At 69.0% G+C, this 25,294-nt stretch carries 21 protein-coding genes; 6 read left to right on the forward strand and 15 right to left on the reverse strand.

Annotated features, from left to right (window positions below):
* Positions 1-221 precede the first annotated feature (221 nt).
* Both MPPM_RS10470 and MPPM_RS10475 read right to left on the reverse strand, forming a co-directional pair.
* Positions 222-2,333, reverse strand: a complete 2,112-nt coding sequence (locus MPPM_RS10470) for a carbohydrate porin (protein ID WP_096485011.1) — start codon at positions 2,331-2,333, stop codon at positions 222-224.
* A 355-nt stretch (positions 2,334-2,688) separates the two neighbouring features.
* On the reverse strand, positions 2,689-3,219 hold the full coding sequence (locus tag MPPM_RS10475; RefSeq protein WP_096485012.1) for a DUF2147 domain-containing protein: 531 nt from the start codon (positions 3,217-3,219) through the stop codon (positions 2,689-2,691).
* A 336-nt stretch (positions 3,220-3,555) separates the two neighbouring features.
* Between MPPM_RS10475 and ndk the strand changes: the two genes are divergently transcribed.
* Together ndk and MPPM_RS10485 are read left to right on the forward strand one after the other, a co-directional pair.
* Entirely contained in the window at positions 3,556-3,978 is a 423-nt protein-coding gene (ndk, locus tag MPPM_RS10480) for a nucleoside-diphosphate kinase (RefSeq protein ID WP_096485013.1), read from the forward strand.
* A gap of 192 nt (positions 3,979-4,170) precedes the next feature.
* Positions 4,171-4,554 carry a hypothetical protein gene (locus MPPM_RS10485; protein ID WP_096485014.1) on the forward strand — a complete coding sequence of 128 codons (384 nt, stop codon included), beginning with the start codon at positions 4,171-4,173 and terminating at the stop codon, positions 4,552-4,554.
* A 113-nt stretch (positions 4,555-4,667) separates the two neighbouring features.
* Here the strand turns inward: MPPM_RS10485 and MPPM_RS10490 are convergent, their stop codons facing one another.
* The 3 genes from MPPM_RS10490 to MPPM_RS10500 form a co-directional block, all read right to left on the reverse strand.
* Positions 4,668-5,813, reverse strand: coding sequence for a M48 family metallopeptidase (locus MPPM_RS10490; protein ID WP_096485015.1), 1,146 nt, complete (start codon positions 5,811-5,813; stop codon positions 4,668-4,670).
* 7 nt (positions 5,814-5,820) lie between these two features.
* A complete protein-coding gene (locus tag MPPM_RS10495) occupies positions 5,821-7,110 on the reverse strand; it encodes a YjgN family protein (RefSeq protein ID WP_096485016.1) in 1,290 nt (429 codons plus the stop codon).
* 204 nt (positions 7,111-7,314) lie between these two features.
* Positions 7,315-8,130 carry an NAD(P)H-dependent oxidoreductase gene (locus tag MPPM_RS10500; protein ID WP_096485017.1) on the reverse strand — a complete coding sequence of 272 codons (816 nt, stop codon included), beginning with the start codon at positions 8,128-8,130 and terminating at the stop codon, positions 7,315-7,317.
* Between the two features lie 90 nt (positions 8,131-8,220).
* Between MPPM_RS10500 and MPPM_RS10505 the strand changes: the two genes are divergently transcribed.
* Entirely contained in the window at positions 8,221-9,171 is a 951-nt protein-coding gene (locus MPPM_RS10505) for a LysR family transcriptional regulator (RefSeq protein ID WP_096485018.1), read from the forward strand.
* A 123-nt stretch (positions 9,172-9,294) separates the two neighbouring features.
* On the opposite strand, the gene MPPM_RS10510 is transcribed toward MPPM_RS10505, so the two are convergent.
* The 5 genes from MPPM_RS10510 to MPPM_RS10530 all read right to left on the reverse strand — a co-directional run bounded on the left by MPPM_RS10510 (position 9,295) and on the right by MPPM_RS10530 (position 13,950).
* On the reverse strand, positions 9,295-9,528 hold the full coding sequence (locus MPPM_RS10510; RefSeq protein WP_096485019.1) for a YbdD/YjiX family protein: 234 nt from the start codon (positions 9,526-9,528) through the stop codon (positions 9,295-9,297).
* A gap of 7 nt (positions 9,529-9,535) precedes the next feature.
* Positions 9,536-11,593, reverse strand: a complete 2,058-nt coding sequence (locus tag MPPM_RS10515) for a carbon starvation CstA family protein (protein ID WP_096485020.1) — start codon at positions 11,591-11,593, stop codon at positions 9,536-9,538.
* Positions 11,594-11,888: 295 nt separating this feature from the next.
* Positions 11,889-12,515 (reverse strand): TPM domain-containing protein, encoded by a 627-nt coding sequence (locus MPPM_RS10520; protein ID WP_096485021.1) that lies wholly within the window; start codon positions 12,513-12,515, stop codon positions 11,889-11,891.
* Entirely contained in the window at positions 12,505-13,290 is a 786-nt protein-coding gene (locus MPPM_RS10525) for a TPM domain-containing protein (protein ID WP_096485022.1), read from the reverse strand. The genes MPPM_RS10520 and MPPM_RS10525 overlap by 11 nt, the downstream gene beginning before the upstream one ends.
* Before the next feature lie 24 nt (positions 13,291-13,314).
* Entirely contained in the window at positions 13,315-13,950 is a 636-nt protein-coding gene (locus MPPM_RS10530; protein ID WP_096485023.1) for a LemA family protein, read from the reverse strand.
* 151 nt (positions 13,951-14,101) lie between these two features.
* Here MPPM_RS10530 and MPPM_RS10535 point away from each other — a divergent pair, with 151 nt between their 5' ends.
* Both MPPM_RS10535 and MPPM_RS10540 read left to right on the forward strand, forming a co-directional pair.
* Positions 14,102-14,416: an Rdx family protein gene (locus tag MPPM_RS10535; RefSeq protein ID WP_096485024.1), complete on the forward strand. Its 315-nt coding sequence runs from the start codon at positions 14,102-14,104 to the stop codon at positions 14,414-14,416.
* A 100-nt stretch (positions 14,417-14,516) separates the two neighbouring features.
* Positions 14,517-16,658, forward strand: coding sequence for a sensor histidine kinase (locus MPPM_RS10540; protein ID WP_096485025.1), 2,142 nt, complete (start codon positions 14,517-14,519; stop codon positions 16,656-16,658).
* Between the two features lie 43 nt (positions 16,659-16,701).
* Here the strand turns inward: MPPM_RS10540 and MPPM_RS10545 are convergent, their stop codons facing one another.
* From MPPM_RS10545 to MPPM_RS10560, 4 genes are all read right to left on the reverse strand, one after another.
* Entirely contained in the window at positions 16,702-17,538 is an 837-nt protein-coding gene (locus MPPM_RS10545; protein WP_096485026.1) for an aldo/keto reductase, read from the reverse strand.
* Between the two features lie 151 nt (positions 17,539-17,689).
* Positions 17,690-18,469, reverse strand: a complete 780-nt coding sequence (locus MPPM_RS10550; protein WP_096485027.1) for a Crp/Fnr family transcriptional regulator — start codon at positions 18,467-18,469, stop codon at positions 17,690-17,692.
* 111 nt (positions 18,470-18,580) lie between these two features.
* Positions 18,581-20,113 carry a glycogen synthase GlgA gene (gene glgA / locus MPPM_RS10555; RefSeq protein WP_096485028.1) on the reverse strand — a complete coding sequence of 511 codons (1,533 nt, stop codon included), beginning with the start codon at positions 20,111-20,113 and terminating at the stop codon, positions 18,581-18,583.
* Between the two features lie 272 nt (positions 20,114-20,385).
* Positions 20,386-22,014, reverse strand: a complete 1,629-nt coding sequence (locus MPPM_RS10560; RefSeq protein ID WP_096485029.1) for an alpha-amylase family glycosyl hydrolase — start codon at positions 22,012-22,014, stop codon at positions 20,386-20,388.
* A 343-nt stretch (positions 22,015-22,357) separates the two neighbouring features.
* Here MPPM_RS10560 and MPPM_RS10565 point away from each other — a divergent pair, with 343 nt between their 5' ends.
* Entirely contained in the window at positions 22,358-24,892 is a 2,535-nt protein-coding gene (locus MPPM_RS10565) for a glycogen/starch/alpha-glucan phosphorylase (RefSeq protein WP_096485030.1), read from the forward strand.
* 130 nt (positions 24,893-25,022) lie between these two features.
* Here MPPM_RS10565 and MPPM_RS29340 read toward each other — a convergent pair whose 3' ends face one another.
* Positions 25,023-25,283 carry a CPCC family cysteine-rich protein gene (locus MPPM_RS29340; protein ID WP_096485031.1) on the reverse strand — a complete coding sequence of 87 codons (261 nt, stop codon included), beginning with the start codon at positions 25,281-25,283 and terminating at the stop codon, positions 25,023-25,025.
* Positions 25,284-25,294 lie beyond the last annotated feature (11 nt).

The raw sequence follows: 25,294 nt of genomic DNA on the forward strand, positions 1-25,294 counted from the left end.
AACGGCCGGTCCGGCGGCATCACGCCAAACCGGCGGAAGCGCAAGGGCAGGGGCACGTCCTCGACAGGCCCTCATATGGGGAGCAGCGTGCCGCGGCGCGAGGGTGGTGCGAGAGCGGCGCGGGACGCTCCAGGCTCGGTATCCTTCCGCAAGTCCCGAAGGCGGTCGCAGGCCGCGAGCCGGCGATGTCCGCTCGGGCGTCGGGGGTGACGGGACGGCTCTCAGAAATCCGTGTGCAGGCGCGTCCCGAAGAAGTCGGCAGGGCCGCGGTCGCGGTTATAGGCCGGGCTCTCGACATGCTGGTAGTCGAAGGACATCGTCACCGCCTTCGTCAGGTTCAGCGCGTAGTAGACCTCGACCGCCCGTTCCGGCGCGTAGCGGTCGAGGCGCCCGTCGCCGATCAGGAGGCCGAGTCCGCCGTTGGCGAAATAGGCGCGGTGCGACGGCGAGATCCGGTTCGCCGCGGCGCCGAAGCCGATCGTGTCCTGCGGTCGGCCCCAGGCCGTACCCTTGAGCGACAGGCCGCCCGAGACCGAGCCGTCGATGTCGGTGAAGGACAGGTTCTCGTTGCGCCCGTCATTGACGCTGGCGCGCGCGAACAGGCCGAGATCGGGGGTGAGGGCCTGTTCGAGGTTGATGTAGGCGCCGCTCTTGCGCCGGGGCTCCCGGGTCGCCTGGACCGCCGTGGCGATATCGGGGAACGCGCCGGCCTGGGTCAGCGCCACGACCTGCCGGAAGTTCGCGGTGTTGCCGACATTCGAGAACAGGCCGAGGCGTAGGCGGCCCGGCTGGTCGAGCCCCGGCAGGACATGACGCTCCTCGACCTCGACGACGGCACCGGCCCGCTCGAACACCCGCGGATCGAGCACATCGGAGGAGGGCTCCTTCGGCACCTGCGTGTAGGCGGCGCGGATCGCGAATTCGGCCCGGTTGTACTCGACCATCACGCCCTGCGTGAAGCCGGGGAGGTTGGCCGGAAAATCCCAGGCGGCGGAGGCCCACAGACCCCAGTTCATGAAGTCGACCCGCGGGTCGTGGGCGTAGATGTTGCCGTCGAAGTAGTCGCCCAGCGCGAACTTGCCGGCGATCACCGTGATGCGCTCGACGTCGCGCGCTCCGGCGATGGAGTTCGGCCCGTCGGGCACCGCCTCGGTCTCGCCGCCGAGGCCGAAGGTCTGGCGGACGAAGTAGCGGTTCGAGCGCAGCTTGGGGAAGGGCGCGCCCGCCTTCTGTGCCTCGCCGTTGACGAAGCCCGCGATGCCGAGCGTCCGCGACAGGCCGAAGCCCTGGCTGAATTCCGGATTGTAGTAGAGTTCGGTGCCCTCGAAGAGCTTGAGGCCGAGGAACAGCGTCGCGGTCGTCGTGGCCTGTGCCTGGTCCGGCACGAGGCTCTGCGGCCCGCGATAGGGCGCGCGAAAGCCCGTCACGGCCTGGTTCACGAAGGTGGTCTGGCCGTGCAGCGAGAAGCGGGCGTCCTTCGGGGCCTCCTCCTCTTCCTCCGGTACCAGGCTCAACGCCTGCGGGTGCCAGATCAGCCGGGCCATCATCTTGTTGGACACAAAACCGGTGCGGGTCGTGACTGGCCCGCCATCGAGGCCCGGCAGCGTGCCGAGGCCGAAGCGGCGGCTCTCGCCGAGGTCGCTGTAGCGGTAGTCGATCCCGAGCGAGAGATGCGGATCGATCGCGAACTGCACACCCGCGCCGAGGGTGAAGCCGAGATAGGAAAGGTCGCGGCTGGCCGTCGCCGTCGGGCCCCCGGCGAGATCGGGATAGGTGGCGAGCACCCGCCCATTGGCACCCGTGAGCCCTGCAGTCGCGTAGACCAGGTTGTTGCCGAAGGCGTAGCCGAATCGGGCGCGGGCAGCCCCGAACACGTCCGTCTTCTCGCGAATCAGCGGGAAGAGCGGATCGATCGCCTCGTAACCGAAGCCGGGTGCGTCGGAACGCGCGCCGCGCTTGAGGTTGGTGCCGGCGAGATCGGCCTCGATGCCGTAGACGAAGGGGCCGTCCTGCCAGGTCCAGCCGGCGAAGGCGCCGGCCGCGACCGTGGTGGCGTCGCTGCCGAGATCGCGGCTGCCGGTGGCATCCCCCGTCGCGAACGATCGAACCCGGCGCGGGCCGATCGTGGTCGGGCCGAAATCGTAAGTCCCGAAAGAGGCGCCGGCGCTGCCCTGCAGCCCGGCATAGAAGCCGGACCAGTCGAGGAAGCGGGGACCGGCGCGCTCCGCGAGGTCGGCGGCCGAGGCGGCGCCGGAATGGAGGCCGAAGACAGCCACGAGGCCGAGCGAAGTCGCCGCACGTGTCCGGATCTTCCCCGCGCGCACCTTGAACACCTGCGCCAGCCCCCGCCGTACCCCTCACGCGGCCTAGCAGATGTGACTGCCGCCGCAATCTGCCCGAGACACGCCGAAGCAGAGGCTTCGGAATGGTGGCCCCGGCGCCACGTTGGCAGGGAGAAACCGAAACATCCGACAGGATGATGACGGACGCATCGGCGGGGTCGAAGAACGGGGGATGAGAGCGCAGCAGGGGCGGGCGCCGTAATTTCGGTCACCCATGCCCTTGCCGCGCTGAAGCTTGGCCCTAGCTCGGAGGGGCCGTGACCCCCATCAGGTTTAGGCAAACTTCAGGGCGCGTCCGCAAGGCCGCGCCCTTTTTCCGTGTCGCGGTCGGCGCGTGCGACGCGCCTCACTCCGCCGGTGCGGCGGGGACCTTGGCTTGAGCCGGCTTGGCGGCCTTCGCGGGCTTGGCCGGCACATCGACCGGAGCCGCGGCGGCCTGCTGGTTCACGTCCGGCACCCGGGTCCAGGTCTGCGAGCCGCACAGCACCTTGAGCATGCAGCCCTGCACGTTCAGCTCGGCATCGCTCTCGCGCTCCAGGCTGACCTGATAGATCTTGCCCTCGTCGGCGTTGTAGATCTCGCCCGCGAATCCCGCATCCTCGGGCTTGAGGTTGTCGAGGAGCGTGAGGCCGATGATCGGACGCACGCGCTTCTTCGGATCGGGGTTCTTGATGTCGGTGCGCGCCGCGCCGGCCTCATCGGTCGGAGACTTCAGCCAGACGACCTTGCCGCAGGCATTGCCGCCGCTCGGGCCGCAGCGATCGATGCGGATCTTGGCGCGCCCATCCCCCGTCAGCCACGTGCCGGAGAGATCCTTGGGAGCGGCGAAGGCCGCGCTGGAGGCCAGGAGAGCGGCGAGACCGAGGGCGATGCGCATGGAGTGGCTCCTGAGGCTGGACCCGGACACGGGCCTTGAGTCTTGCGGAGAAGGGATCGCCCCGGCGGCGAGCCGGGGCAGGCGAACCGTCGGCCGACTCAGCCCCCGCAATCCGGCGATTTTTCGGCAGTGTTGCGCTGAAGCCATGGCAGGGCCGAAAAAGGCCGCGCTTGCCGCCGACCGGTCCGTCGTGGCGATGCCCGCTCGCCGATTGGTTGAGGCGCCACCACTCCGCCGCTATAAGCCCGGCGCGCCGGCAGCCTCTCGGGCGGCTCCCGAGCCCGCCCTCATCCAGCGCGTCGCGCGACCCCTTTCTCCAACGAACCGGACCGGACCATGGCCAACGAGCGCACCTTCTCCATCCTCAAGCCCGACGCGACCCGCCGCAACATCACCGGCGCGGTCAACGCCGTGATCGAGGCCGCCGGCCTGCGCATCGTCGGCCAACGCCGCATCCGCATGACCCGCGAGCAGGCGGAGAAGTTCTACGAGGTGCACAAGGAGCGCCCGTTCTTCGGTGAGCTCGTCGAGTTCATGACCTCCGGCCCGGTGGTCGTGCAGGTGCTCGAGGGCGAGAATGCCGTCGCCAAGTACCGTGAAGTCATGGGCGCCACCAACCCGGCCCAGGCCGCCGACGGCACCATCCGCAAGCAGTTCGCCGAGTCGGTCGGCGAAAACACCGTCCACGGCTCCGACAGCGCCGAGAACGCCAAGATCGAGATCGCGCAGTTCTTCACCGACGCCGACATCGCCGCCTAAGACGCGACCTCGCCGGCCTCGGACCACGGGGCCGGCGAGAGACACGCTCAAGCTTGCGCGAGGCTGACCCCGCGGGAACGCGGAGGGCGCAATCCGGCCGAGTGTGACTCTCCTGCCCTAGCGGCGCGGGGCGGGCGGACCGAAGAACGGAAACGATCGACGATTTCCCGTCTCTGTTCGGATTTCCGCTCCATGCGCTCCACGTTTTCGCGCACCGGCCGCCTGCTCGTCGCGGCCGGCCTCGTGTCCCTGCTCGCCGCCTGCAACTCGGCCGGCCGCTCGACGCAGTACACCTCGCTCGAAGGCTATGTGCCCGATCCGGCGCTGAAGACGGCCACGAAGAGCAATCTCACCGGCCGCGTTCGCCACGCCTGCACCGTCACTCAGGCCAAGCTCCAGAAGGTCGAGGAAGCCGCGCTCGCCGCCCCCTGCGGCTGCTATGCCGATCGCACCCTGTCCGCCCTCGACAAGGACGAGATCGCCTCCTACCGCACCACCGGCTACTTCAACGACACGGCCCGCGCGAAGGCGCTGAACGCCCTCGACAGCTGCAAGCTGCCGCGCCCGGTCGTCTGAAGCCCGTGAGAGGGGCGGCGCCTCGCGCCGTCCCGATGAGGCGCTCCCAGGGTGTCGGCCGGCGTCTTCAACCCCGCGCTGCCAGCAACGTCTCGATCGTCCGAGATTCGGACCTACAGCTCCTCGGTGGGCGCCGTCTTGTCCTTCCCGCCGCCCGGCTTGGCCTTGCCGCCGTCGATCTTGACCGGCTTCGGACAGATGCCTTGAAGGGTCCTCCACTCGGCCTCCGATAGCAGGCCCGGCCCGGCGGGCTTCTCCCCCGCCAGTGCTCGGATCCGCCCCGCCCGCTCCGCCGTGAAGGGGTGGGAACGCAGGAACGAGGTCGCGTCCGGCTTCTCGTCGTCCGCCTTGGTGATGCGTTCCAGGATCGCGGCCAGCGCGGCACCGTCGCCGCCGGCCCGCTTCACGGCCGCCACCGCGTAGGCATCCGCCGCCCGTTCCGCGTCCCGCGAGTAGCCGGCCGAGATCGCCGCTTGACCCACCGTCACCAGGACCGTCGAGCCGGTGAGGTCGCCGAGTACGAGGCTCAGGAGGAACGAGGTGCCGCCGGCGGTGATCACCGAGCGCATCGGGTCGCGCGCGGCGACGTGGCCGAATTCGTGGGCCAGGATGCCGGCCAGTTCGTCACCGTTCCTGGCCTTGTCGATGATGTCGGAGAGCAGGATGACGCGGCCGCCCGGCAGGGCGAGCGCGTTGGCGACCTTATGGCGGCGCACGCTCACCTGAGGCGTCATCGGCAACGCCATGCCTTCGGAGAGGCGCGCCGTCATCCGATCGAGCACCGCTCGCGCCGCCGCCTCGTTGCAGAGCGGCGGGTCGTCGAGCAGGGTGGCGATCTGCCCGTCGACGCTGCGCCCGAGCTGCGCCTCGATCGCCTGCGGCACCAGCGGCGCGAGCAGGCCCGATGCCGCCGGCACACCGTAGATCGCCGTGAGCAGCACGGACACGCCCGCCGCGATCGACCAGAGCACGAGGCGGGCGATGCCGCCCCCGCTCTCGGTCCGGTTCAGGTCGGGGCAGCGCGCCGTCAAGGCTTCCGCGAACGGCGCGTCGGCGAACTCCACGCTTTCCGGCCCCTGAGCGTGGTTGATCCGCATCAGGGGCGGGGCGGCGTCGGACGCGCGCAGATCGAGCAGGCTCCAGTCGCGGGCGACGTCCTCGCCGATGATCTCGAGCCGGAACGTCAGCCGCAACGTCACCGGCCGGGGCCGGGCGCTGATGCCGTCGAAGAACGTACCCGTCGTGGTGATCGCCTCCATCGACGCGCTAGAACCCGATTTCCAGGGCACCGCCGACATCGAGCGCGTCGGCCAATCCCTCGTTCAGGCCGCTTGCCGGCGCGCGGGTCGAGGCGAGCACCGCTTCCAGGGCCGGCAGATTCTCGATCTGCGTGGTGGTCGCCACGGCGTGCCACAGGCGCACGCTGACGATGCGAACGTAGAGCACGTTCGTGCCGAGAATTGCGCCGAGATAGAGCAGCAAGGTCGAGACGATGACGAAGGCGTGGATGCCCGCATTGTCCCCGCCCGTGGCGATCAGCGGGACGAGCAGGGCCAGGATGATGCCCAGCACGAGGACGAAGCCGATCAACGCCAGCAGGTAGACGAGATAGGGGAAGTAGAACTGGCGCGCCTTGAGTGACGAGGCCAGCCGCGCCGCGCCGAGATGCGCCGCGTTGAGGAAGGCGTGGGTCTCGCGGGCGCGGTAGTAGGGGATCAGCAGCAGCGCCAGCGGGATCGAGACGGAGGCGGCGATCACGACGGCGGCTCCGTAGGAGGCGAGCGGGCTGTTCTCATAGGCCGGGTTGAAGATGAGCTTGCTCTTCTCGCTCGCCGGATCCCGGATCAGCAGATCGCTCGGGAGGTCGAAGCCGCTCGCCGCCAGCAGCGCCAGGACGCTCACCAGGATCGGCAGCAAAGCGACGATGTAGAACATCATCCACGGCAGCAGGATCGAGCGGCCGGTCGCTGTCGAGCGCATCCGGCTCTGGCCGACCAGGGTATGGTCGATGCGGTAGCGCTCCAGTGCCGCGCGCATGAAGGGGAAGGCGAGGCCGAGGCTGACGATGGTCCCGAGCCACCAGAGGCTGGCGAGACCGGCATAGGCGAATCCCGACCCGTCCTGGCCGAGGCGGATGCCGCGCCAGCGCGTCCGCGACGCGCGGTAACGCCGGCCGCGGAACAGCGCATATTGCCCCAGGACGAACAGGGCGATGAAGGAGAGCGGTGCGGCGAGCGCGGCCAGCACCGGACTCAGCAGGCCGATGACGAACAGGAGAATGTAGATCGGCACGAGGACGGCGAGCGCCACGAGGAAGCCGAGGAACAGCTCCTTGCCGGTGCCGAGATACTCGGCCGGGCTACCGGCCACGACCGTGCGGCTCCAGAAGAAGCGCCGCAGGTTGGTGATGTACCAGAACCGGTAGATCGAGAAGGTGATGAGCGAGAGCAGGAAGCCCTTGACGACGATGCCGGTGAGGCCCGTTGTCCGCCGATCGAATGCGATCTCGCCTGTCCGCGCCGGAGCCGGGCTCGGCACGCCCTCAACTTGGTTCATCGGTGCAGTCCCCCCTAGTCCGGGGTGAGACTAGAGTCCCGTTCGAGTGCATTGCAACAGGATGGCAGGCACAATCTTCGCGTTATGAAGCTGCGATCAACACAACGCTTGAGATGCGGTGACCGTGACGTCGGTAGACTCAGCGTTAATTTCACGTGAAAATCACGCCACGATCGACCGTTCCGGAACGACTGCGATCGTGGTTCACAGGTACGGCTTCTCCGAAATCGGCTCGTCGTCCTCCCGCCGATGCAGCGCGAAGCCGTCCTTTCCCGGGGCGCCGAGATCCGCACGAAGCTGCATCGTCGGGATGAGGTAATCGCCGCCGTTCTGGCGTCGGAACGGAATCGGCGAGGTCGTGGCAAGCGACCGAATCCGGTCGCGGAGTTGTTCCGCGACCGCGCTGAACCCGACGTCGTCCAGGCGGTCTGCGCGGTAGACGACGAAGGGCGGCAGAACGTCGAAGCCGGGATAGAACAGCACGCCGTGCTGGATCGGGAAGAGAAGGTCCTCGATCGGCCCGTTGATGCCGCGCGGTCCATAATGCTCCTCCCAGCCGCCGGCGGTCACGACCAGCATGGCTCTCTTTCCAGCGAGCGTTCCCTCGCCATACCGGTCGCCCCAGCGGCGATCGCTGTGCTCGCCGACACCGTAGGCGAAGCCGTGGGAATAGACGCGGTCGATCCAACCCTTGAGGATCGCCGGCATGGTGAACCACCACAGGGGAAACTGAAGGATCAGGACATCGGTCCAGAGCAGCTTGTCCTGCTCGGCTTTCACATCCACGGTCAGCGCCGACGCCGCGAAGGTTTCGCCCGAGGCCGCAGCGATCTTCAGGCGTTTCGACCGATCCTGGGCGGGAAAATCGTCGTGATCGACGACGGGTTTCCATCCCTCGGCATAGAGGTCCGTCATTCGTACGGCATGGCCCCGCGCCCCGAGTTCCTGCACGGCGACGTCGCGCAGGCTTCCGTTGAGCGAGCGCGCTTCGGGATGGGCAAAGACGAGCAGCACGTTCATGGCGTCGATCCGGTGCGAAGACTGCTCCAGAGCTAGCCGAGCTGCCCTCTACCCACTACGTGGCGGTCGCGGATAGGATTGTGCCGCCCCGTGGATCAATCGCCCGTTACGCTTGAATGGATGCGCAGCTTCGTGCGCGTCGCCGAACGCGGAAGCTTCTCCGCTGCCGCCCGGGAGCTCGGCCTCGGGCAATCGACGGTGACTCGGCACCTACGGGACCTTGAGGGCGCGGTCGGAGTCGCGCTGCTCAGCCGAACGACCCGGCGCGTGACGGTGACGGAGGAGGGCCGACGCTACTACCGGCACAGCCTCGAAATCCTGCGGCGGGTCGAGCAGGCGCGGGAGGAGGCCCGCGGCACCGGGGCGGCCCCGTCCGGTACGATCCGGATCTCCTGCACGGCCGCCCTCGGTGTTCGGGCCGTCAGCGGCATCGTCTTCGCGTTCCTGGATGCCTATCCGGGGATCGAGATCGATCTCGGCCTAACGGATGAGCGCGTCGATCTCGTGCGCGAGGGCATCGATCTCGCCCTCCGCCTCGGCCCTCTGACGGACAGTACGCTGAAGGTCCGGACGCTGGGGTGGAGCCGACGGCTTCTCGTGGCGGCGCCGGCCTATCTTGCCGCCCATGGCCGGCCGCTCGTGCCGGAGCATCTGGCAACGCACGCGGCGGTCCGGATGTCGAACGTGGCCGGCAGCGACAGCCTGCCTCTCGAAGGACCGGATGGCCAGCGCCACACGGTGCGGGTCGGAGGCCGCCTGCGCCTCGACCACGGGCTCGCGGCGCGCGAAGCCCTGATCGCGGGGCGTGGGATCGGCGCGGCCCACCATTGGCTGATCGACGATTGTCTGGCTGACGGGCGGCTCGAAGCCATCCTGACGGACTACGCGCTGCCGTCCGTGCCGCTGAGCCTGCTTCTGGTTCCCGAGCGGGCGGCGATCGGCCGAGTCCGGCTCTTCATCGAGTTTCTCGTCGCGCGGATCGGCGCCGTTCCCGGCTTCGCCGCCCCGCGCCCCTCGCCGCACGGCCCACCACCTCCGTGAGCGGCCGAAGGCGCGGCGCCTGGCCCGAAACGAGAACGCCGGGCCTCATCGTGAGACCCGGCGTTCCGATTCATCATCTCACGAGAGGCGAGGGCCGCCGCTCGTGAGGGTGGTTACCGAGCCTCAGCAGCAGCGGAAGCCCGACGTGTTGCCGACGCCGAAGCGGGCGCTCTCACGGTTGCGGAAGAACTCACGCTCCGTCATCGGCGTCTGGTCGGGGTGGGTCTTGCTGATATGCGCGACATAGGTCCCGTAATCGCCCTGACCCACCATCAACCGCGCGCCGTCACAGACGCACTTGTTGAAGGCCCGGAGGCGATCGCGAAAGCTCTGCGACGGTGCGACGGTGCCGGTCATGTCGGCCTCACTCCGCGGGCGCGAGCTTCGGGTCGGCTTCCAGCGCCGTCCAGCGGTCGGCGCGGTAGGCCTTGACGCAGGCCATCACCCCGAAGACGACGATCGCCACGACGAGGCCGACGAACATCACGGCGAGCGCCGCGTCGATCCGGTCGTTGAAGACGATCTTGTGCATGTCGTCCATGCTCTTGGCCGGTGCCAGCACCTTGCCCTCGGCGATCGCCTTCGCGAACCGGTCCGCATGGCTGAGGAAGCCGATCTTCGGGTCGGGCGAGAAGATCTTCTGCCAGCCGGCGGTGAGGGTGCAGATGCACAGCCACACGGTCGGGATGATCGTGACGAAGGCGTAGCGCTCGCGCTTCATCTTGAAGATCACCACGGTTGCGAGCGTCAGCGCCACCGCCGCCAGCATCTGGTTCGAGATGCCGAACAGGGGCCACAGGGTGTAGATGCCGCCGAGGGGATCGGTGACGCCCTGGTGGAGGAAGAAGCCCCAGGCGCCGACGCAGAGGGCGGTCGCGACCACGCTCGGCCCCCAGGACGCGGTGTCCTTGAAGGTCGGCGAGATCAGGCCGAGCAGATCCTGCAGCATGAAGCGCCCGGCGCGGGTGCCGGCATCCACCGCGGTCAGGATGAACAGTGCCTCGAACAGGATCGCGAAGTGGTACCAGAAGGCCATCATCGTCTTGCCGCCGATGGCGGAGGAGATGATGTGGGCCATGCCGACCGCCAGCGTCGGGGCACCGCCGGTGCGGGAGATGATCGAGTGCTCGCCGACGTCCTTGGCGGTCTGGGCGATCACATCGGCGCCGACGGGGAAGCCGAGCGCCGTCACCGCCGCCGCCGCGCTCTCGGGGGTGGTGCCGACGAGGCCGCCCGGCGAGTTCATGGTGAAGTAGATGCCCGGCTCGATGACACAGGCGGCGACCAGCGCCATGATCGCCACGAAGCTCTCCATCAGCATGCCGCCGTAGCCGATGAAGCGGGTGTCGAGCTCGTTGTCGACGAGCTTCGGCGTCGTGCCCGAGGAGATCAGGGCGTGGAAGCCCGAGACCGCGCCGCAGGCGATGGTGATGAACAGGAACGGGAACAGGGAGCCGGCCCAGACCGGACCGGTGCCGTCGACGAACTTCGTCATCGCCGGCATCTGCATGTGCGGCGCCACGAACACGATGCCGATGGCGAGGCCGACGATGGTGCCAATCTTGAGGAAGGTCGAGAGGTAGTCGCGCGGGGCGAGCAGCAGCCAGACCGGGAGGATGGCGGCGACGAAGCCGTAGCCGATCAGCATCCAGGTGAGCTGCACGCCGGTGAAGGTGAAGGCCGGGCCCCAGTACGGGTCGGCGGCGATCTGGCCGCCGTAGACAATCGCGGCCATGAGCAGGACGAAGCCGATGATCGAGACCTCGCCGACCTTACCCGGCCGGATGTAGCGGGCGTAGAGGCCCATCAGCAGGGCGATCGGGATCGTGGCGCCGACGGTGAAGGTGCCCCAGGGGCTCTCGGCCAGCGCCTTGACCACCACCATCGCCAGCACGGCGAGCAGGATGACCATGATCATGAAGGTGCCGAACAGGGCGATCACGCCGGGTATCACCCCGAGCTCGGCCCGGATCAGCTCGCCGAGCGAGCGTCCGTCGCGGCGCATCGAGATGAACAGGATCATGAAATCCTGCACCGCGCCCGCGAGCACGACGCCCGCGAGGATCCACATCATGCCGGGCAGGTAGCCCATCTGGGCCGCGAGCACCGGACCGACGAGGGGGCCGGCTCCGGCGATGGCCGCGAAGTGGTGGCCGAACAGGACCGACTTGTTGGTGGGAACGTAGTCGAGGCCGTCGTTGTGGCGATGGGCCGGCGTCTCGCGCTTGGGGTCCAGGCGCATGACGTTGTTGGCGATGTAGAGAGAGTAGTAGCGGTAGGCGATGAGGTAGACGCAGACCGCGGCTACGACGACCCACAGGGCGTTGATCGATTCACCCCGCTGTGTGGCGACCACCGCCAGTGCCGCGGCACCCAATGCCCCGACGAGGGCCCAAGGCCCGTGTTTCTGTATCGCGCCCATGCGACGCCTCACTCCGTCATTGGCCGCATTCTTGATGCAGGCGGCCTTACGCGGTTCTGTTTGGCGCAATTTTTCCTGCGATGCCAGTTGCGGGGAACACACAGGCCCGCGTTCCATCGGCGTCCGCAGTAACATCTATGATGATGCGTCACCCCTCCCGTTGGATGAGATTGGTGCCTTGGCAGCGGCGCTGGCGAGCGTCTCAAGTGGGTGATCGACTGGCGAACGGAGCCGGTCGTTCGGAGCGCCGCCTGGGCTCTGCGCTCCTTTGCGGGTCACGGGTAGGCTTGGCGCCTCAATCGAGGACGATCACCCGGTTGGGCAGCTGGTTGTCGCTATGGGAGCCGGGCAGCTCGGCCTTCAGCACCGCCCCGACCCGTTCTACCGCTGCGACGAGGCCTTCGCCGAGCGCGTCGCGCCCAGCGGCGCTGAGCAGATCGGAGACGATGGCGTGCCACTGCGCCTCCTCGACGCGGGACCGCACCCCCTTGTCGGCCACGACTTCGGCGTAGCGCTCGGCCAGCGCGACGTAGACCAGCACGCCGGTGCGCCCCCGCGTTCCGGTGAGACCGTGAGCGAAGAATTCCCGGCGGGCGGCGGCATGCGCCCGCTCGCGGCGCCAGCGCCGTGGCGTCAGCGCGATGCGCAGGCTCTCGTTCAGGGTCAGCAGCAGGGTCGCGAGCACGCTGGCCGCCTGGGCCAGCGCGATCTGCCCGGCGTCGAGATCGGTGAGCAGGATTAACGGCCAGGGCAGGGCGAGAGCGACCACCAGCGCGAGGGCGAGGCCGGGGGAGCGGTAGAGCCCGGCGCGGGCGGCCACGAGCACGATGATCTCGCCCGCGGTGCCGGCCTCCGCCCGGCCGATCGCCGCGGCGATCCGCTCCCGCTCGGCCATATCGAGGATTCGCGCGCTACCAGTCACCGGAGGCCCCCCCGCCGCCGAACGAACCGCCGCCGCCGGAAAAGCCGCCGCCGCCGTCCGAGAAGCCGCCGCTCCATCCGCCCGACGGTCCCGGTATGACCACGAAGCCGCCGCCGCGGCCTCCGCGTCCGCCCCCGCTCATTCGCGTCAGCACGACGACGAGGGCGATGATGACGATGATCCAGAAGATCACCGTGACGGGATCGACCGCGTCCGCCCGCACCGGCGCCCGGCGCTGCCACTCGTCGGCATCGCCCGCGAGGATCGGCAGGATCGCATCCACCCCGGCCTCGATCCCGCCGGAAAAGTCCCCTTGGCGGAAGCGGGGCGTGATCGCGCTGGTGATGATGGTCTTCGACAGCGCGTCGGTGAGCGCCCCTTCGAGGCCGTAGCCGACCTCGATCCGGACCTTGCGCTCCTTCGGCGCCACCAGCAGAAGCACGCCGTTGTTGGTCTTCTTCTGGCCGATGCCCCAGGCCCGGGCGAGGCGGTTGGCGTAATCCTCGATCGTGAGATCGTGAAGGCTCGGCACGGTGGCCACGACGAGCTGGTCGCCGGTCCTGTCCTCGTGCGCCTTGATCTTGCCGTCGATCCGCGTCCGCGCCTCCGGCGCGAGGATGCCGGCCGCGTCCACCACCCGCCCCGTGAGCTTGGGGAAATCGGGCTCGGCCGCGGCGGCAAACCCGGCGAGAGCGGCCCAGATCAGCCAAGCGAACGACAGAGTGGCCAGCAAGCCGGTTGCGGGAGGCCGAGCGCGCGGGCCGGGATGTATCATCACCAGGGAGGCTCGCGCCGCGTGCTAGAACTTCACGTTCGGTGCGCGCTCTGCGCCCGGCGTCGAGGTGAAGGTCTCCATCGGCTTGGCTTCGGGATAGAACCACGAGGCGATCCAGCGGCCGGGAATGGTGCGGATCTCGGTGTTGTAGGCCTGGACCGCCTGGATGTAGTCGCGCCGCGCCACGGCGATCCGGTTCTCCGTGCCCTCGAGCTGCGACTGTAGCGCCAGGAAGTTTTGGTTGGACTTGAGATCCGGATAGGCCTCGACCGAGGCGAGGAGCCGCCCGAGCGCCCCCGAGAGTTGATTCTGGGCGTCCTGGAACTGCTTGAACTTCTCCGGGTCACTGACCGTCGAGGCATCGACCTGCACGCTGGTCGCCTTGGCCCGGGCTTCGGTTACCCGGGTCAGGGTCTCCTGCTCCTGCTTGGCGTAGCCCTTCACGGTCTCGACGAGGTTCGGGATCAGGTCGGCCCGGCGCTGGTACTGGTTCTGCACCTCGCTCCAGGCCGATTTCGCCTGCTCCTCCAGGCTCGGCACCCGGTTGATCGCGCCGCAGCCCGAGAGACAGGTCGCCAGCCAGAGCGCGGCGAGCGCGGACATGATCCGTCCAAGCACGCTGGTGCGGGCGGGCGCCGCGGGGCTGAAGGCGAGGGACATGGCGGGCGATCTCCGGAGCGAGCTTGGCGGCAGGGGCTGCTGCGGGAGATAGGGGGCGCGGACCGCGGCGGGAAGGGTCGGATTCGGCGTGAGCGCTCCTCTTCCGTCCCTCGCTTGACAATCCGCCTCCGATTGCGGCGGCGTACCCGTCATGAACGATGCGCCCGCTCCTGCTCCCGCTCGCCCCCGCATCACCATCACCTACTGCACGCAGTGCCAGTGGCTCCTGCGTGCGGCGTGGATGGCGCAGGAGCTCCTCTCGACCTTCCGCGACGATCTCGGCGAGGTCGCCCTCCGCCCCGGGACGGGCGGAGTGTTCGTGATCGAGGTCGAGTCCGAGGTCATCTGGGAGCGCGTGCGCGACGGCGGCTTTCCCGATGTGAAGGTGCTCAAGCAGCGGGTGCGGGACCGGCTCGACCCGGGGCGGGATCTCGGCCACGTCGATCGGGCCGGACGGGAGGGCTGAGGCGGGGCAGTTGGCACGCGGGCCCGCGCTGGGGCATGATGGGCGGGCGCCACTCTGAAAATCCCTTCGTGCGAAGCCGCGGGACGCCTTGATCCGACGCATGCTCTCCCGGCTTGGCCAGCGTGGCTTCTCCACGCAGTTCTACCTGATCATGCTCGTGATCGCGCTGATCGGCCCGGGCCTGATCTTCACCGCGATCCTGCTGACCCGCTACGCCGCCACCGAGCGCGCCCGCTTCGAGCAGGATGCCCGGGAGAACGTGCGCGGCATCGCCCTGTCGATCGACCGCGACACCGCTGGGCTCGTCTCGGTGCTGCAGACGCTCGCCACCTCGCCGCGGCTCAAGGACGGCGAATTCGCCAATTTCGAGAATCAGGCACGGCTGGTGCGCGAAGCGATCGGCCTCGATCTCGTGCTGCGCCGGCCGGACGGGCAGCAGATCGTCAACACGGCCCTGAAGCCGGGGGCGCCCCTGCCGGTGAGCACCCTGCCGATCGACCGCGAACTCATCGACAGCGGGCAACGCTCGATGATCACGGGCTACCTCGCGGGGGCGACGCCGGATCAGGCGCATTACGCCGTCGCCGTGCCGGTGCGGATCGACGACGGCATCGCGTTCATCCTCAGCTTCGCCGTGCCCTTGAATCGCATCGCGGGCATCCTCGCCCGCGAGCAGGTCCGGGGCTGGGTCACGGGCGTCTCGGACCGCGACGCTATCGTGCTCGCGCGCCTGCCCGAGATGCCGGGCGTGGTGGGTCAGCCCCGGCTCGCCACGCTGCGCCAGACGACGACGGGCACGCCCGGCGTCTGGGAGGGACGCGACCGCAATTTCAAGCCCGTCACCGTGGTCGAGGCGCGCTCGCGGCTCAACGGCTGGACCGTGGGGGCGAGCATCCCGCGCGAACTGGTCGACGCGCGGCTGCAGCGCTGGATCTGGGCCTTCGGCGGCTTCGGGCTTCTCGTGCTCGCCACCTCCTCGGTGCTCGCCGTGCATCTCTGGTCGCGGGTCTCGAAGCCGTTGCGCCAACTCGCGGCTTCGGGGCCGGCGCTCGCCCGCGGACAGGCGATCCCGCGGGTCGCCTCGCCGATCCACGAGATCCGCCGCCTCGCCGACGTGCTCTCGGAAGCCTCCCTGCGGCTGCGCACCCGCTCCGAGGAGCGCGACCGGGCGCTCGCCGAGACCCAGCGCGGCCTCGCGGCCCTGCGCGAGAGCGAGGCGCGCTTCCGCCACATGGCCGATTCGGCGCCGGCGCTGATCTGGATGACCGACGAGACCGGGGACGTGGTCTTCGCCAACATGCATTTCGATCACCTGTTCGGCCGCCCCGCCACGGACATGGCCGGCGGCGGCTGGGAATCGATCGTGCATCCGCCGGACCTGCCGGCCTTCCGCGCGACGTTCCAGGAGGCGTTCGAACACCGCCACCCGTTCCGGGCGGAGATGCGGGTGATCGACCGCAACGGCGAGATCCGATGGCTGCGCTGCGAGGGCGTGCCGCGGCTCGACGATCACGGCACCTTCCTCGGCTTTACCGGGTGCAACGTCGATGTCACCGATGCCAAGCGCGCCGAGGAACATCTGCGTCTGCTCATCAACGAGTTGAACCATCGGGTGAAGAACACCCTGGCCACCGTCCAGTCGATCGCCATGCAGTCCCTGCGGGGGCTCGACGGGGAGGAGGCGCAGGTGGCCAAAGCCGCATTCGAGGCGCGGCTGCTGGCGCTTGCCCGTGCCCACGACGTGCTGACCCGCGAGAGTTGGGAGGGCGCCGAGCTGAAGACCGTGGTGGCCGACGCGATCCGTCCGCTGGATGTCGGCGACGGCGAGGCTTCGCGCTTCGCGGTCTCGGGCCCGCGCCTGCGGCTCGCGCCGCGGCTGGCCCTGTCCATCGCCATGGCCCTGCACGAACTCGGCACCAATGCCGTGAAGTACGGAGCGCTGTCCAGGGAGGGCGGGCGTGTCACGATCACCTGGACCGTACAGCGCCGGCCGGAACTCTCCCTCTCCCTGCGCTGGAGCGAGAGCGGCGGCCCGCCGGTCACGCCGCCGACACGGCGCGGCTTCGGCTCGCGCCTGATCGAGCGCAGCCTCGCCCGCGAACTCGCCGGCAAGGTCGAACTGCTCTACGAGCCCGACGGCGTGGTCTGTACGATCGAGGCGCCGGTGCCGCCGCCGGGCCTGCTCGAGCGGAAGGGGGGCACGCAGCTGGCCGCCACGAAGCCCTTGCCGCTCGCGGGGTGAGGGCGACGCCGCCGCCCGTCGCGGGCTCCGGCCGGAGCGGTCGCTACTGGAACGTCATCGGGTCGGGCCCGATCCGCCCATCGGCCCGGTCGAGCCGGGCGAGGGCCGCATGGTCGTCCTCCGTGAGGGTGAAACCGAACACGTCGATATTCTCGTGCATCCGCGCGGGCGTCGCGGATTTGGGGATCGTCACCACGCCGTTCTCGATGTGCCAGCGCAGCACCACCTGAGCCGGGCTGCGCCCGAGGCGATCGGCGATCCGGGTGACGGCGGGCTCGTCCAGCACCTGGGCCTGTCCCAGCGGGCTCCAGGCTTCCGTGACGATGCCGAGCCGGGCATGGACCGCCCGCAGGGCGTGCTGCTGGAAACGCGGATGCAGCTCGATCTGGTTGAGGGCCGGGGTGATGCCGGTCTCGCTCACGAGCCGGTCGAGCTGATCCTCGGTGAAGTTCGAGACGCCGATCGAGGCCGCGCGCCCCTCCTCGCGCAGGCGGATCAGGGCGCGCCAGCTGTCGAGATAGAGGCCGCGGTCGGGGCAGGGCCAGTGAATCAGGTAGAGGTCGACCTGCTCCAGGCCGAGCCGGGCGAGGCTTTCGTCGAAGGCGCGCAGGGTCGCGTCGTAACCCTGGCTGTCGTTCCACAGCTTCGTCGTCACGAACACATCGGGCCGGGGCACCACGGTCTCCCGCAGGCCGCGCCCGACCCCGGCCTCGTTGCCGTAGGCCGCGGCGGTGTCGATCGAGCGGTAGCCGCTGCCGAGCGCGGTGCCGACGAGGGCGGGTGTCTGCGCCTCCTGCAGACGCCAGACGCCGAAGCCGAGCTGAGGGATGGACCGTCCGTCATTGAGGGCGATCAGCGGGACGGGATCGGGGGCTGTCATGGCGTCTTTGTTCTCATGCGCTGCCCGAGCGACGAGCCGGGGGCGGGGCACGGAGAATCAGCATGATCTTGCCTGTCGTACAGGCGCTCTTCCGAGGGGCAGGCCTGCGCGCGCGTCAGGGCCCGCCTTAACGTCCGAGCCGGGGGTCGCGTTACGACCCGTGCCTTATCCCGTCCCCGCCCACTCCGAGCTCGGGCTCTCGGACGAGGTGCAGATAGGTCGGATCGAAATCGCAGAATGTCCGCAGGCGGGCGACGTCCGGGATATGCAGCCGGCGGTCCTTGAGCCGGATCAGCCCGGCCACGCGCAGGTCGCGCAGGATGCGGCTCACATGGATCGTCGTGATGCCGAGGATATCGGCGAGCATCGGCTGGGTCATGGGCAGCGGACAGTCCCGTTCCCCGGCGGCGCCGACCAGTTGCTGGCGCAGCAGGAGTTCGCAGAACAAGTGGGCGATGCGCTTGTCGGCGGAGCGCTGGCCCATGCTGGCGAGCCACTCTCGCAGGATGCTCTCATCGACGAGGGTGGCCCACCACAGCGCCCGGGCGAGGCGGGAATCGCGGAACACCAGGGAATCGACCCGTTCCTGCGGGAGGTCGGCGATGGTGCAGGCGGTCAGGGCGGCGATGTAGTGGTCGGACGGGCCGAGCACAACCGATTGCAGATCGCAGAAATCGCCCGGCAGAAGCAGGCCGATGATCTGGCGCTGCCCGTCATCGATGAGCTTGTAGCGGAAGGCAAAGCCTTCGAGGATGAGGTGGACGCCGGCGGCCACGTCGCCGGCGCGCACGATGTCCTGCTGCGGCTCAAGGCTGCGATGGCACCTGGAGAGGTCGGCGAGCAGGGCCCGATCCCCGGCGTCGAGGTCCGGGCCGTGGCGGAGCCGGAGGATCAGAGGATTGCTGCGCGAGAGCGCCACCGTCGCGTCCATGGACGCTCAACGCGGAACGCTCGGTTCCGTGCCATGGAAACGCGACAACCTTTTGCGGGCAACCGCCTCCGGTGAGGCGGTGTTCCCACGAGACCCGGCTTTCTCCGGCGCTCAGGCCGCCTTCCACCGCCGGGCCGTGTGGTTGCCGAAGGCGCGGGCGTAGAGGTTGCAGTAGTTCAGGGCCGCCCCGTCCCAGTCGAAGGAGCGGGACATCGCGCTGCGCCGCATGGTGTTGAGGCGCTTCTTCTGTCCGAAGGTCTCGAAGGCACGACGGATCGCCGAGGCCAGACCCCTGGGAGAGGCCTCGCCGAAGGTGAAGCCCGTCACACCGTCCTCGACCGTATCGTTGAGGCCGCCGGTGCGGCGCACGATCGGCAGGGAGCCGAAGCGCTGCGCGTACATCTGCGCCAGCCCGCAGGGCTCGAAGCGCGAGGGCATGAGCAGGAAGTCGCTGCCGGCGAAGATGCGGCGCGCTTCCGTCTCGCGGAAACCGACATGGACGCCGACATTCTCGGGATGGCGCCCGGCGAGGTCGCGCAGGGCTTCCTCGAACCGGCCCTCGCCCTGGCCGATCACCACGAGCTGCCCACCCTCGGCGACGATCGATTCCGCGGCACTGATGCTGAGATCGATGCCCTTCTGATGCACGAGGCGCGAGACGATGGCGAAAAGCGGCCCGCGGGAGACCGCCATGCCGAACTGTTTGCGCACCTCGTCGGCATTCGCCCGCTTTCCCTTCCAGTCGTCGGGCTCGAACCGGGTGGCGAGGTGCGGGTCGGTGCGCGGATCCCAGCTCTCGTCGATGCCGTTGAGGATGCCGGTCAGGCGCCCCTGCGCGGCGCGGGTGCGCAGCAGGCCGTCGAGGCCGCAGCCGCCCTCGGGCGTGGTGATCTCGCGGGCATAGGTCTCGCTCACCGTGGTGACGTGCGAGGCGTGGTAGATGCCGGCCTTGAGGAAGGAGAGCTGCCCATAGAACTCCACGCCGTCCATCTGGAAGGCGTAATCCGGCACGCCGATCCGCCCGAGATTGTCGCGGTGGAACAGGCCCTGATAGGCGAGATTGTGGATCGTCAGCACGCTCGGCCGGCGGATGCCGAGCCAGGACATGTAGGCCGGCGCCAGCGCCGTCTGCCAATCGTTGAGGTGAAGCAGGTCGGCCGACCAGAACGGGTCGATCCCGGCGGCGAGCTCGGCCGCCGCCCGGCTGAGGCGGGCGAACCGCAGGTCGTTGTCACCGAAATCCCCGCCCGCGTCGCCGTACGGCGTGCCGTCGCGCTCGTACAGGTCGGGCGCGATGAGGACGTAGACGCCGAGGCCGTCCGGCGTGGTGCCGAAGCCGAGTTCGCAGGCCGGCACGCCGGCGAAGGCGCCGAGCCGGGCGATCGTCGTCAGGGTCTCGAGGCCGGCGAGCACCCGGGCGTAGCCGGGGATGAGGACGCGAACATCGTAGTGACGGCGCAGGGCCCGGGGCAGGGCGCCCGCCACCTCGCCGAGGCCGCCGGTCTTCACGAAATCCGCCATCTCGGGGGTGGCGTAGAGAATCCGGGGAAGGAGTGCGTTGCCGAGCTTCGGATCGGGGTCGAAGGTGGCTATCGAGGATGGCGGCTCGGCGACCGGACGCGCACCGAGATCCACGTAAGCCATCGACTCGCCCCCACACCACCCGCGCCGCTGGTGAAAAGCGGGTACCGCCGCTGCTGCGCTCGGCATTGAAATGCTCCGGAAGGCAATCCGTTCCGTTGCATCGCACAATTCAGGCCACGTTCAGACCAATATTTTTGAGCGACCGCCTGCGCTGCCATCATGGGTTGTCTGCGTCGCGCGAATGTCTCGGCGCAGCCGGACTTTTGCCCGCTGCGGCCGGTTGCGACGGATGCAGCGCAGCGAAGTCGCGACGACGCCGCGGCGGATGGACCTCATCGCCCGGCCGCCCGCAGGATGACCCCCTCGTCCGGGCCGAGGCGGAGGCTGCCCTCCGCCCTGTCGCCCGCCCGGCCGGAGCGGGTCGAGAGCAGGATCGTCCAGGCATCGCTCTCGGCCAGCGGCACCGCCCATTCCCGGCTGCCGAAATTCAGCAGGATGCGCAGGGTTTCATCACCGGCGAAGCGTTCGAAGCCGAAAACCTCGACGGCGAGATCGGACGCCGGCGCGAGGCCGCGCCAATCCCCGATCGACAGGGCGGCGTGGTCCCGGCGCAGGGACAGGAGCCGGCGGTAGAGCGTCAGGATCGAGCGGGAATCGTCGCGCATCTCGTCGACGTTGCGTCGGTTCGCATCCCCGCTGAGCGGGAGCCAGGGCGTGCCGGTGGTGAAGCCCGCATTCGGCGCGTCCTCCCACTGCATCGGCGTGCGCTCCGGGTCGCGGCCGTGGCCGGGCTCGTTGCGGCCCCAGGGGTCCTGTGCCCGTTCGGGCGGCACCGGGACGTGGCCGAGGCCGATCTCGTCGCCGTAATAGAGCGTCGGCGTGCCCCGCAGCGTCAGCAGCAGCATTGCCGCGATGCGCGCCTGCGCCTCGCCGACGCGGGCGGCGATGCGCGGCTGATCGTGGTTGCCGAGCACCCAGTTCGGCCAGCCGCCCTCGGGCAGGGCGGCCTCGTATTCCGCCACCAGGGCCGACACCGCGTCGGCGCGCCACGGCGTCTGAATGAGCTGGAAGTTGAAGGGGAGGTCCGCCCCCGTCAGCCCGGGCCCGTAATAGGTCACCAGCCGCTCGATCGGCAGATAGATCTCGCCGATCAGCACCCGCTCGCCGTAGGCGCGCAGCACCGCGCGCATCCCGGCGATGACGTCGAGCACCTCGGGCTGGTCGCAGGAATGGACCTGATGGAAGCGGTTGATCCCGGCCTGATGCGATTGGAAGTCGGGATTGTGCGGGTTGTCGCGAAATCCCTCGTCCTTGATCAGGTGCCAGATCACGTCGACGCGGAAGCCGTCCACGCCGCGCTCCAGCCAGAAGCGCAGGGCGTCGTGCATCGCCGCCCGCACTTCGGGATTGCGCCAGTTCAGGTCCGGCTGCTCGGGCAGGAAGGCATGATAGTAGTACTGGCCGGTGGCCGGATCGCGGGTCCAGGCCGGGCCGCCGAAATTCGAGAGCCAGTTGTTGGGCGGGCCGCCGTCGGGGGCCGGATCGCGCCAGATATACCAGTCGCGCTTGCGTGCCGCGCGGCTCGCCCGGCTCTCGGTGAACCAGGGATGCTCGATCGAGCTGTGGTTGGGCACGAAGTCGAGGATCACCTTCAACCGGCGCCGATGCGCCTCGCCGATCAGAGCGTCGAAATCCTCCAGCGTGCCGAATAGCGGATCGATGGCGCAGTAGTCGGACACGTCGTAGCCGAAATCGGCCATCGGCGAGCGGTAGAACGGAGAGATCCAGACCGCGTCGACCCCGAGCCACGCGAGGTAGTCCAGCCGCGCCGCGATCCCCCGAAGATCGCCGACGCCGTCGCCGTCCGTGTCCTGGAACGAGCGCGGATAGACCTGATAGACTGTCCCGCTCTGCCACCAAGTCGCATCGGAGCCGCTCGTCCCAGAATCCGGACCGCCCATCGGACCTCCCGCGATGATGACGGCGGCTACGCGCCGTATCAGGGTGGCGTAGGGCCGTTCAGCAAGCCTTCAAGCGCTCGGTGCCATTTCTCCTGCCGGTCGGCGCCGAAGCGCGAGCGTTGTGTCCAAGGTGACACAGGCATGTGGGCATACGACTTGCGAACGACATGTTCGCACGCATGTGTCGCGATGTGTCTCGACAAGGCCGATCACCGGCAACACCATGGTGTGGCAGGGCGACAGGCCACGTCGCAGATCATCGTGCCGCCGCAAGAAGAGGGCAGGATCTGCGTTGAACCGACATGCATCAGCTGCTTCGGCTGCAACGAAGGGGGAATCTGAGGTGCTGAACGAAGCTCCGTCCGCTCTCGTCAGAAATGGCGATTCGGACACATCCGCTTCATCGGCGAAGACGGTCAAGGCCGCCGCCACCTATGTTAAGCCGCGCCAAGACGTGGACGGCAACGTCGTCGTGGCCCTGCGCGAGGACATCCGCGCCAAGCTCGTCTACGCGCTCGGCAAGACGCCGGAGGCCGCCCGCGAGCGCGACTGGTTCGCCGCCACCGCGCTGGCCCTGCGCGACCGGATCGTCGACGCCTGCGGCCGAGCGCAGGCCGGCACCGTGCCGGACAAGCGGGTCTATTACCTCTCGCTCGAATTTCTGATCGGCCGGCTCCTGTCGGATGCGATGAACAATCTCGGCCTCGTCGAGGCGACCAGGGCGGCGCTTCGCGACCTCGGTGTCGATCTCGCCGATGTCGAGGGCGCCGAGCCCGACGCGGCGCTCGGCAATGGCGGCCTCGGGCGGCTCGCCGCCTGCTTCATGGAGAGCATGGCGAGCCTGTCGATCCCGGCGATCGGCTACGGCATCCGCTACGACCACGGCATCTTCCGTCAGTCGCTCGAAGACGGCTGGCAGCGCGAGGCGCCGGAGACCTGGCTCGCGGAGGGCAACCCCTGGGAGTTCGCCCGGCCGGAGGCGACCTACACGATCGGCTTCGGCGGCCACGTCACCATGACGAGCCAGGGCGATCACCACATCCGCCGCCACTGGCACCCGGCCGAGACCGTGAACGCCGTGGCCTACGACGTGCCGATCGTCGGCTGGCGCGGTAAACACGTCAACGTCCTGCGCCTGTGGAAGGCGGAGGCCGACGCGCCGGTCGAACTCGCCCGCTTCAATGCCGGCGACCATGTCGGCGCGGTGGCGGGGCGGGCCCGGGCCGAGGCGATCTCGCGGGTGCTCTACCCGAGCGACTCGTCCGCCGAGGGCCAGGAACTGCGCCTGCGCCAGGAGTTCTTCTTCACCTCCGCCTCGCTTCAGGACCTCGTGCGCCGGCACGTGGCCGAGCGCGGCTCCCTGCGCTCGCTGCCCGACCACGCCGCGATCCAGCTCAACGATACCCATCCGGCCATCGCCGTGCCGGAGCTCATGCGCATCCTGATGGAGGATCACGACCTCTCCTGGGAGGATGCGTGGCAGATCACCTCGAACACGCTGCACTACACCAACCACACCCTGCTGCCCGAGGCGCTGGAGACCTGGCCGGTTGAGCTGATGGAGCGGCTGCTGCCGCGCCACATGCAGATCATCTACCTGATCAACTGGCTGCACCTTGAGGAGCAGAGCAAGAATGCGAGAGGCGGGGCGTTCGACGTGTCCACCGTCTCGCTGATCGACGAGTCGCACGGCCGGCGCGTGCGCATGGGACCGCTCGCCTTCCACGGCTCGCGCCGGGTCAACGGCGTCTCGGCGCTCCACAGCGAGCTCCTTAAATCGACCGTGTTCAAGGATCTCCACGCGATCGAGCCGGAGAAGATCATCAACAAGACCAACGGCATCACCTTCCGCCGCTGGCTGCACAACGCCAATCCTGAGCTGACGGCGCTCGCCGTCCAGGCGGCGGGCGAGGGTGTGCTCGACGATCCGACCCTGCTCGAGCGGCTGGTGCCGTTCGCCGAGGATCCGGACTTCCGCAAGCGCTACGCGGCGATGCGGAAAACCCGCAAGCAGCGCCTCGCCCAGGTCATCGCCGAGCGCACCGGCGTCACCGTCGATCCGTCGGCCCTGTTCGACGTGCAGATCAAGCGCATCCACGAGTACAAGCGCCAGCTCCTCAACCTCATCGAGACGGTGGCGCTCTACCAGGCGATCAAGCAGGCCCCGCACAAGGACTGGACCCCGCGGGTCAAGATCTTCGCCGGCAAGGCGGCGCCGAGCTACGTCCAGGCCAAGCTCATCATCAAGCTGGCGGGCGATATCGCCAACGTCGTCAACAACGATCCCGAGATCGGCGACCGGCTGAAGGTGGTGTTCCTGCCGAACTACTCGGTGAGCCTGGCCGAGGTGATCATCCCGGCGGCCGACCTCTCCGAGCAGATCTCGACCGCCGGCATGGAAGCGTCCGGCACGGGCAACATGAAGCTGGCGCTGAACGGTGCGCTCACCGTCGGCACGCTCGATGGCGCCAACATCGAGATCAAGGACCATGTCGGCGCGGAGAACATCTTCATCTTCGGCCTCGACGCCGAGGGCGTGCTCGCCCGCGTGGGTGAGCCGGACTACGCCGCCAAGGCGATCGCGGCCTCGGCCCGGCTGGCCGCGGCGCTCGACGCCATCGGCAACGGCACCTTCTCGCCGGACGATCCGGGCCGCTTCGCGCCGCTCGTGGACGAGCTGCGCCACGGCGACCGCTACCTGACCACCGTCGATTTCGAGGATTACTGGCGGGTCCAGCGCGAGATCGATGCGGCCTGGAAGCGTCCGGAGACGTGGTGGCGCGCGGCGATCCTCAACACCGCGCGGATGGCGTGGTTCTCCTCCGACCGCTCGATGCGGGAATACGCCGAGGAGATCTGGCGGGTGAAGGTGGCCTGAGGGCCGGCAGGATCGTGTCATGAAAGAAGGGAGCGGCCGGATCGGCCGCTCCCTTTTTCGTTCTCGGATCAGGGGCCGAACCGCGCTCTCGCATCGCCGCCGGTCTTCAAGTCGCGTCAGCTGCGGCAGGCTACCTTTCCGACGCGGTCGGAGGGCGGACGTGAGGAAGGTCGATGGGATCGGCGGCCCCACAGGTCGCGTAGTTCCGGCGAGCCTCGGTCAACGACAGCCCTCGATTGGGCCCGCCGCGGACGATGTCGGCATCGCGGTCGTCCTGGCCGTCGTCTTCCCAGAAGCAGACGGGGCCGATTTCGAACCTACCCCGTTCGTCGAGTGTGAGGCAGCGGCAGCAGGGACAGCTATGGTCCGCCCTCGAACTGTCCGTATCCATGAGCCTTGCCC

This window comes from Methylorubrum populi (assembly GCF_002355515.1).
GTDB classification, from domain to species: Bacteria; Pseudomonadota; Alphaproteobacteria; order Rhizobiales; family Beijerinckiaceae; genus Methylobacterium; species Methylobacterium populi_A.

Bases quoted from the DNA above. Each gene is read 5' to 3' on its own strand.
- MPPM_RS29340 (WP_096485031.1), bottom strand. From the start codon at position 25,283: ATGGATACGGACAGTTCGAGGGCGGACCATAGCTGTCCCTGCTGCCGC.
- MPPM_RS10535 (WP_096485024.1), top strand. From the start codon at position 14,102: ATGAACGATGCGCCCGCTCCTGCTCCCGCTCGCCCCCGCATCACCATC.
- MPPM_RS10495 (WP_096485016.1), bottom strand. From the start codon at position 7,110: ATGAACCAAGTTGAGGGCGTGCCGAGCCCGGCTCCGGCGCGGACAGGC.
- MPPM_RS10530 (WP_096485023.1), bottom strand. From the start codon at position 13,950: ATGTCCCTCGCCTTCAGCCCCGCGGCGCCCGCCCGCACCAGCGTGCTT.
- MPPM_RS10485 (WP_096485014.1), top strand. From the start codon at position 4,171: ATGCGCTCCACGTTTTCGCGCACCGGCCGCCTGCTCGTCGCGGCCGGC.
- MPPM_RS10515 (WP_096485020.1), bottom strand. From the start codon at position 11,593: ATGGGCGCGATACAGAAACACGGGCCTTGGGCCCTCGTCGGGGCATTG.
- MPPM_RS10545 (WP_096485026.1), bottom strand. From the start codon at position 17,538: ATGACAGCCCCCGATCCCGTCCCGCTGATCGCCCTCAATGACGGACGG.
- MPPM_RS10525 (WP_096485022.1), bottom strand. From the start codon at position 13,290: ATGATACATCCCGGCCCGCGCGCTCGGCCTCCCGCAACCGGCTTGCTG.
- MPPM_RS10510 (WP_096485019.1), bottom strand. From the start codon at position 9,528: ATGACCGGCACCGTCGCACCGTCGCAGAGCTTTCGCGATCGCCTCCGG.
- MPPM_RS10550 (WP_096485027.1), bottom strand. From the start codon at position 18,469: ATGGACGCGACGGTGGCGCTCTCGCGCAGCAATCCTCTGATCCTCCGG.
- MPPM_RS10540 (WP_096485025.1), top strand. From the start codon at position 14,517: ATGCTCTCCCGGCTTGGCCAGCGTGGCTTCTCCACGCAGTTCTACCTG.
- MPPM_RS10490 (WP_096485015.1), bottom strand. From the start codon at position 5,813: ATGGAGGCGATCACCACGACGGGTACGTTCTTCGACGGCATCAGCGCC.
- MPPM_RS10475 (WP_096485012.1), bottom strand. From the start codon at position 3,219: ATGCGCATCGCCCTCGGTCTCGCCGCTCTCCTGGCCTCCAGCGCGGCC.
- MPPM_RS10500 (WP_096485017.1), bottom strand. From the start codon at position 8,130: ATGAACGTGCTGCTCGTCTTTGCCCATCCCGAAGCGCGCTCGCTCAAC.
- ndk (WP_096485013.1), top strand. From the start codon at position 3,556: ATGGCCAACGAGCGCACCTTCTCCATCCTCAAGCCCGACGCGACCCGC.
- glgA (WP_096485028.1), bottom strand. From the start codon at position 20,113: ATGGCTTACGTGGATCTCGGTGCGCGTCCGGTCGCCGAGCCGCCATCC.
- MPPM_RS10560 (WP_096485029.1), bottom strand. From the start codon at position 22,014: ATGGGCGGTCCGGATTCTGGGACGAGCGGCTCCGATGCGACTTGGTGG.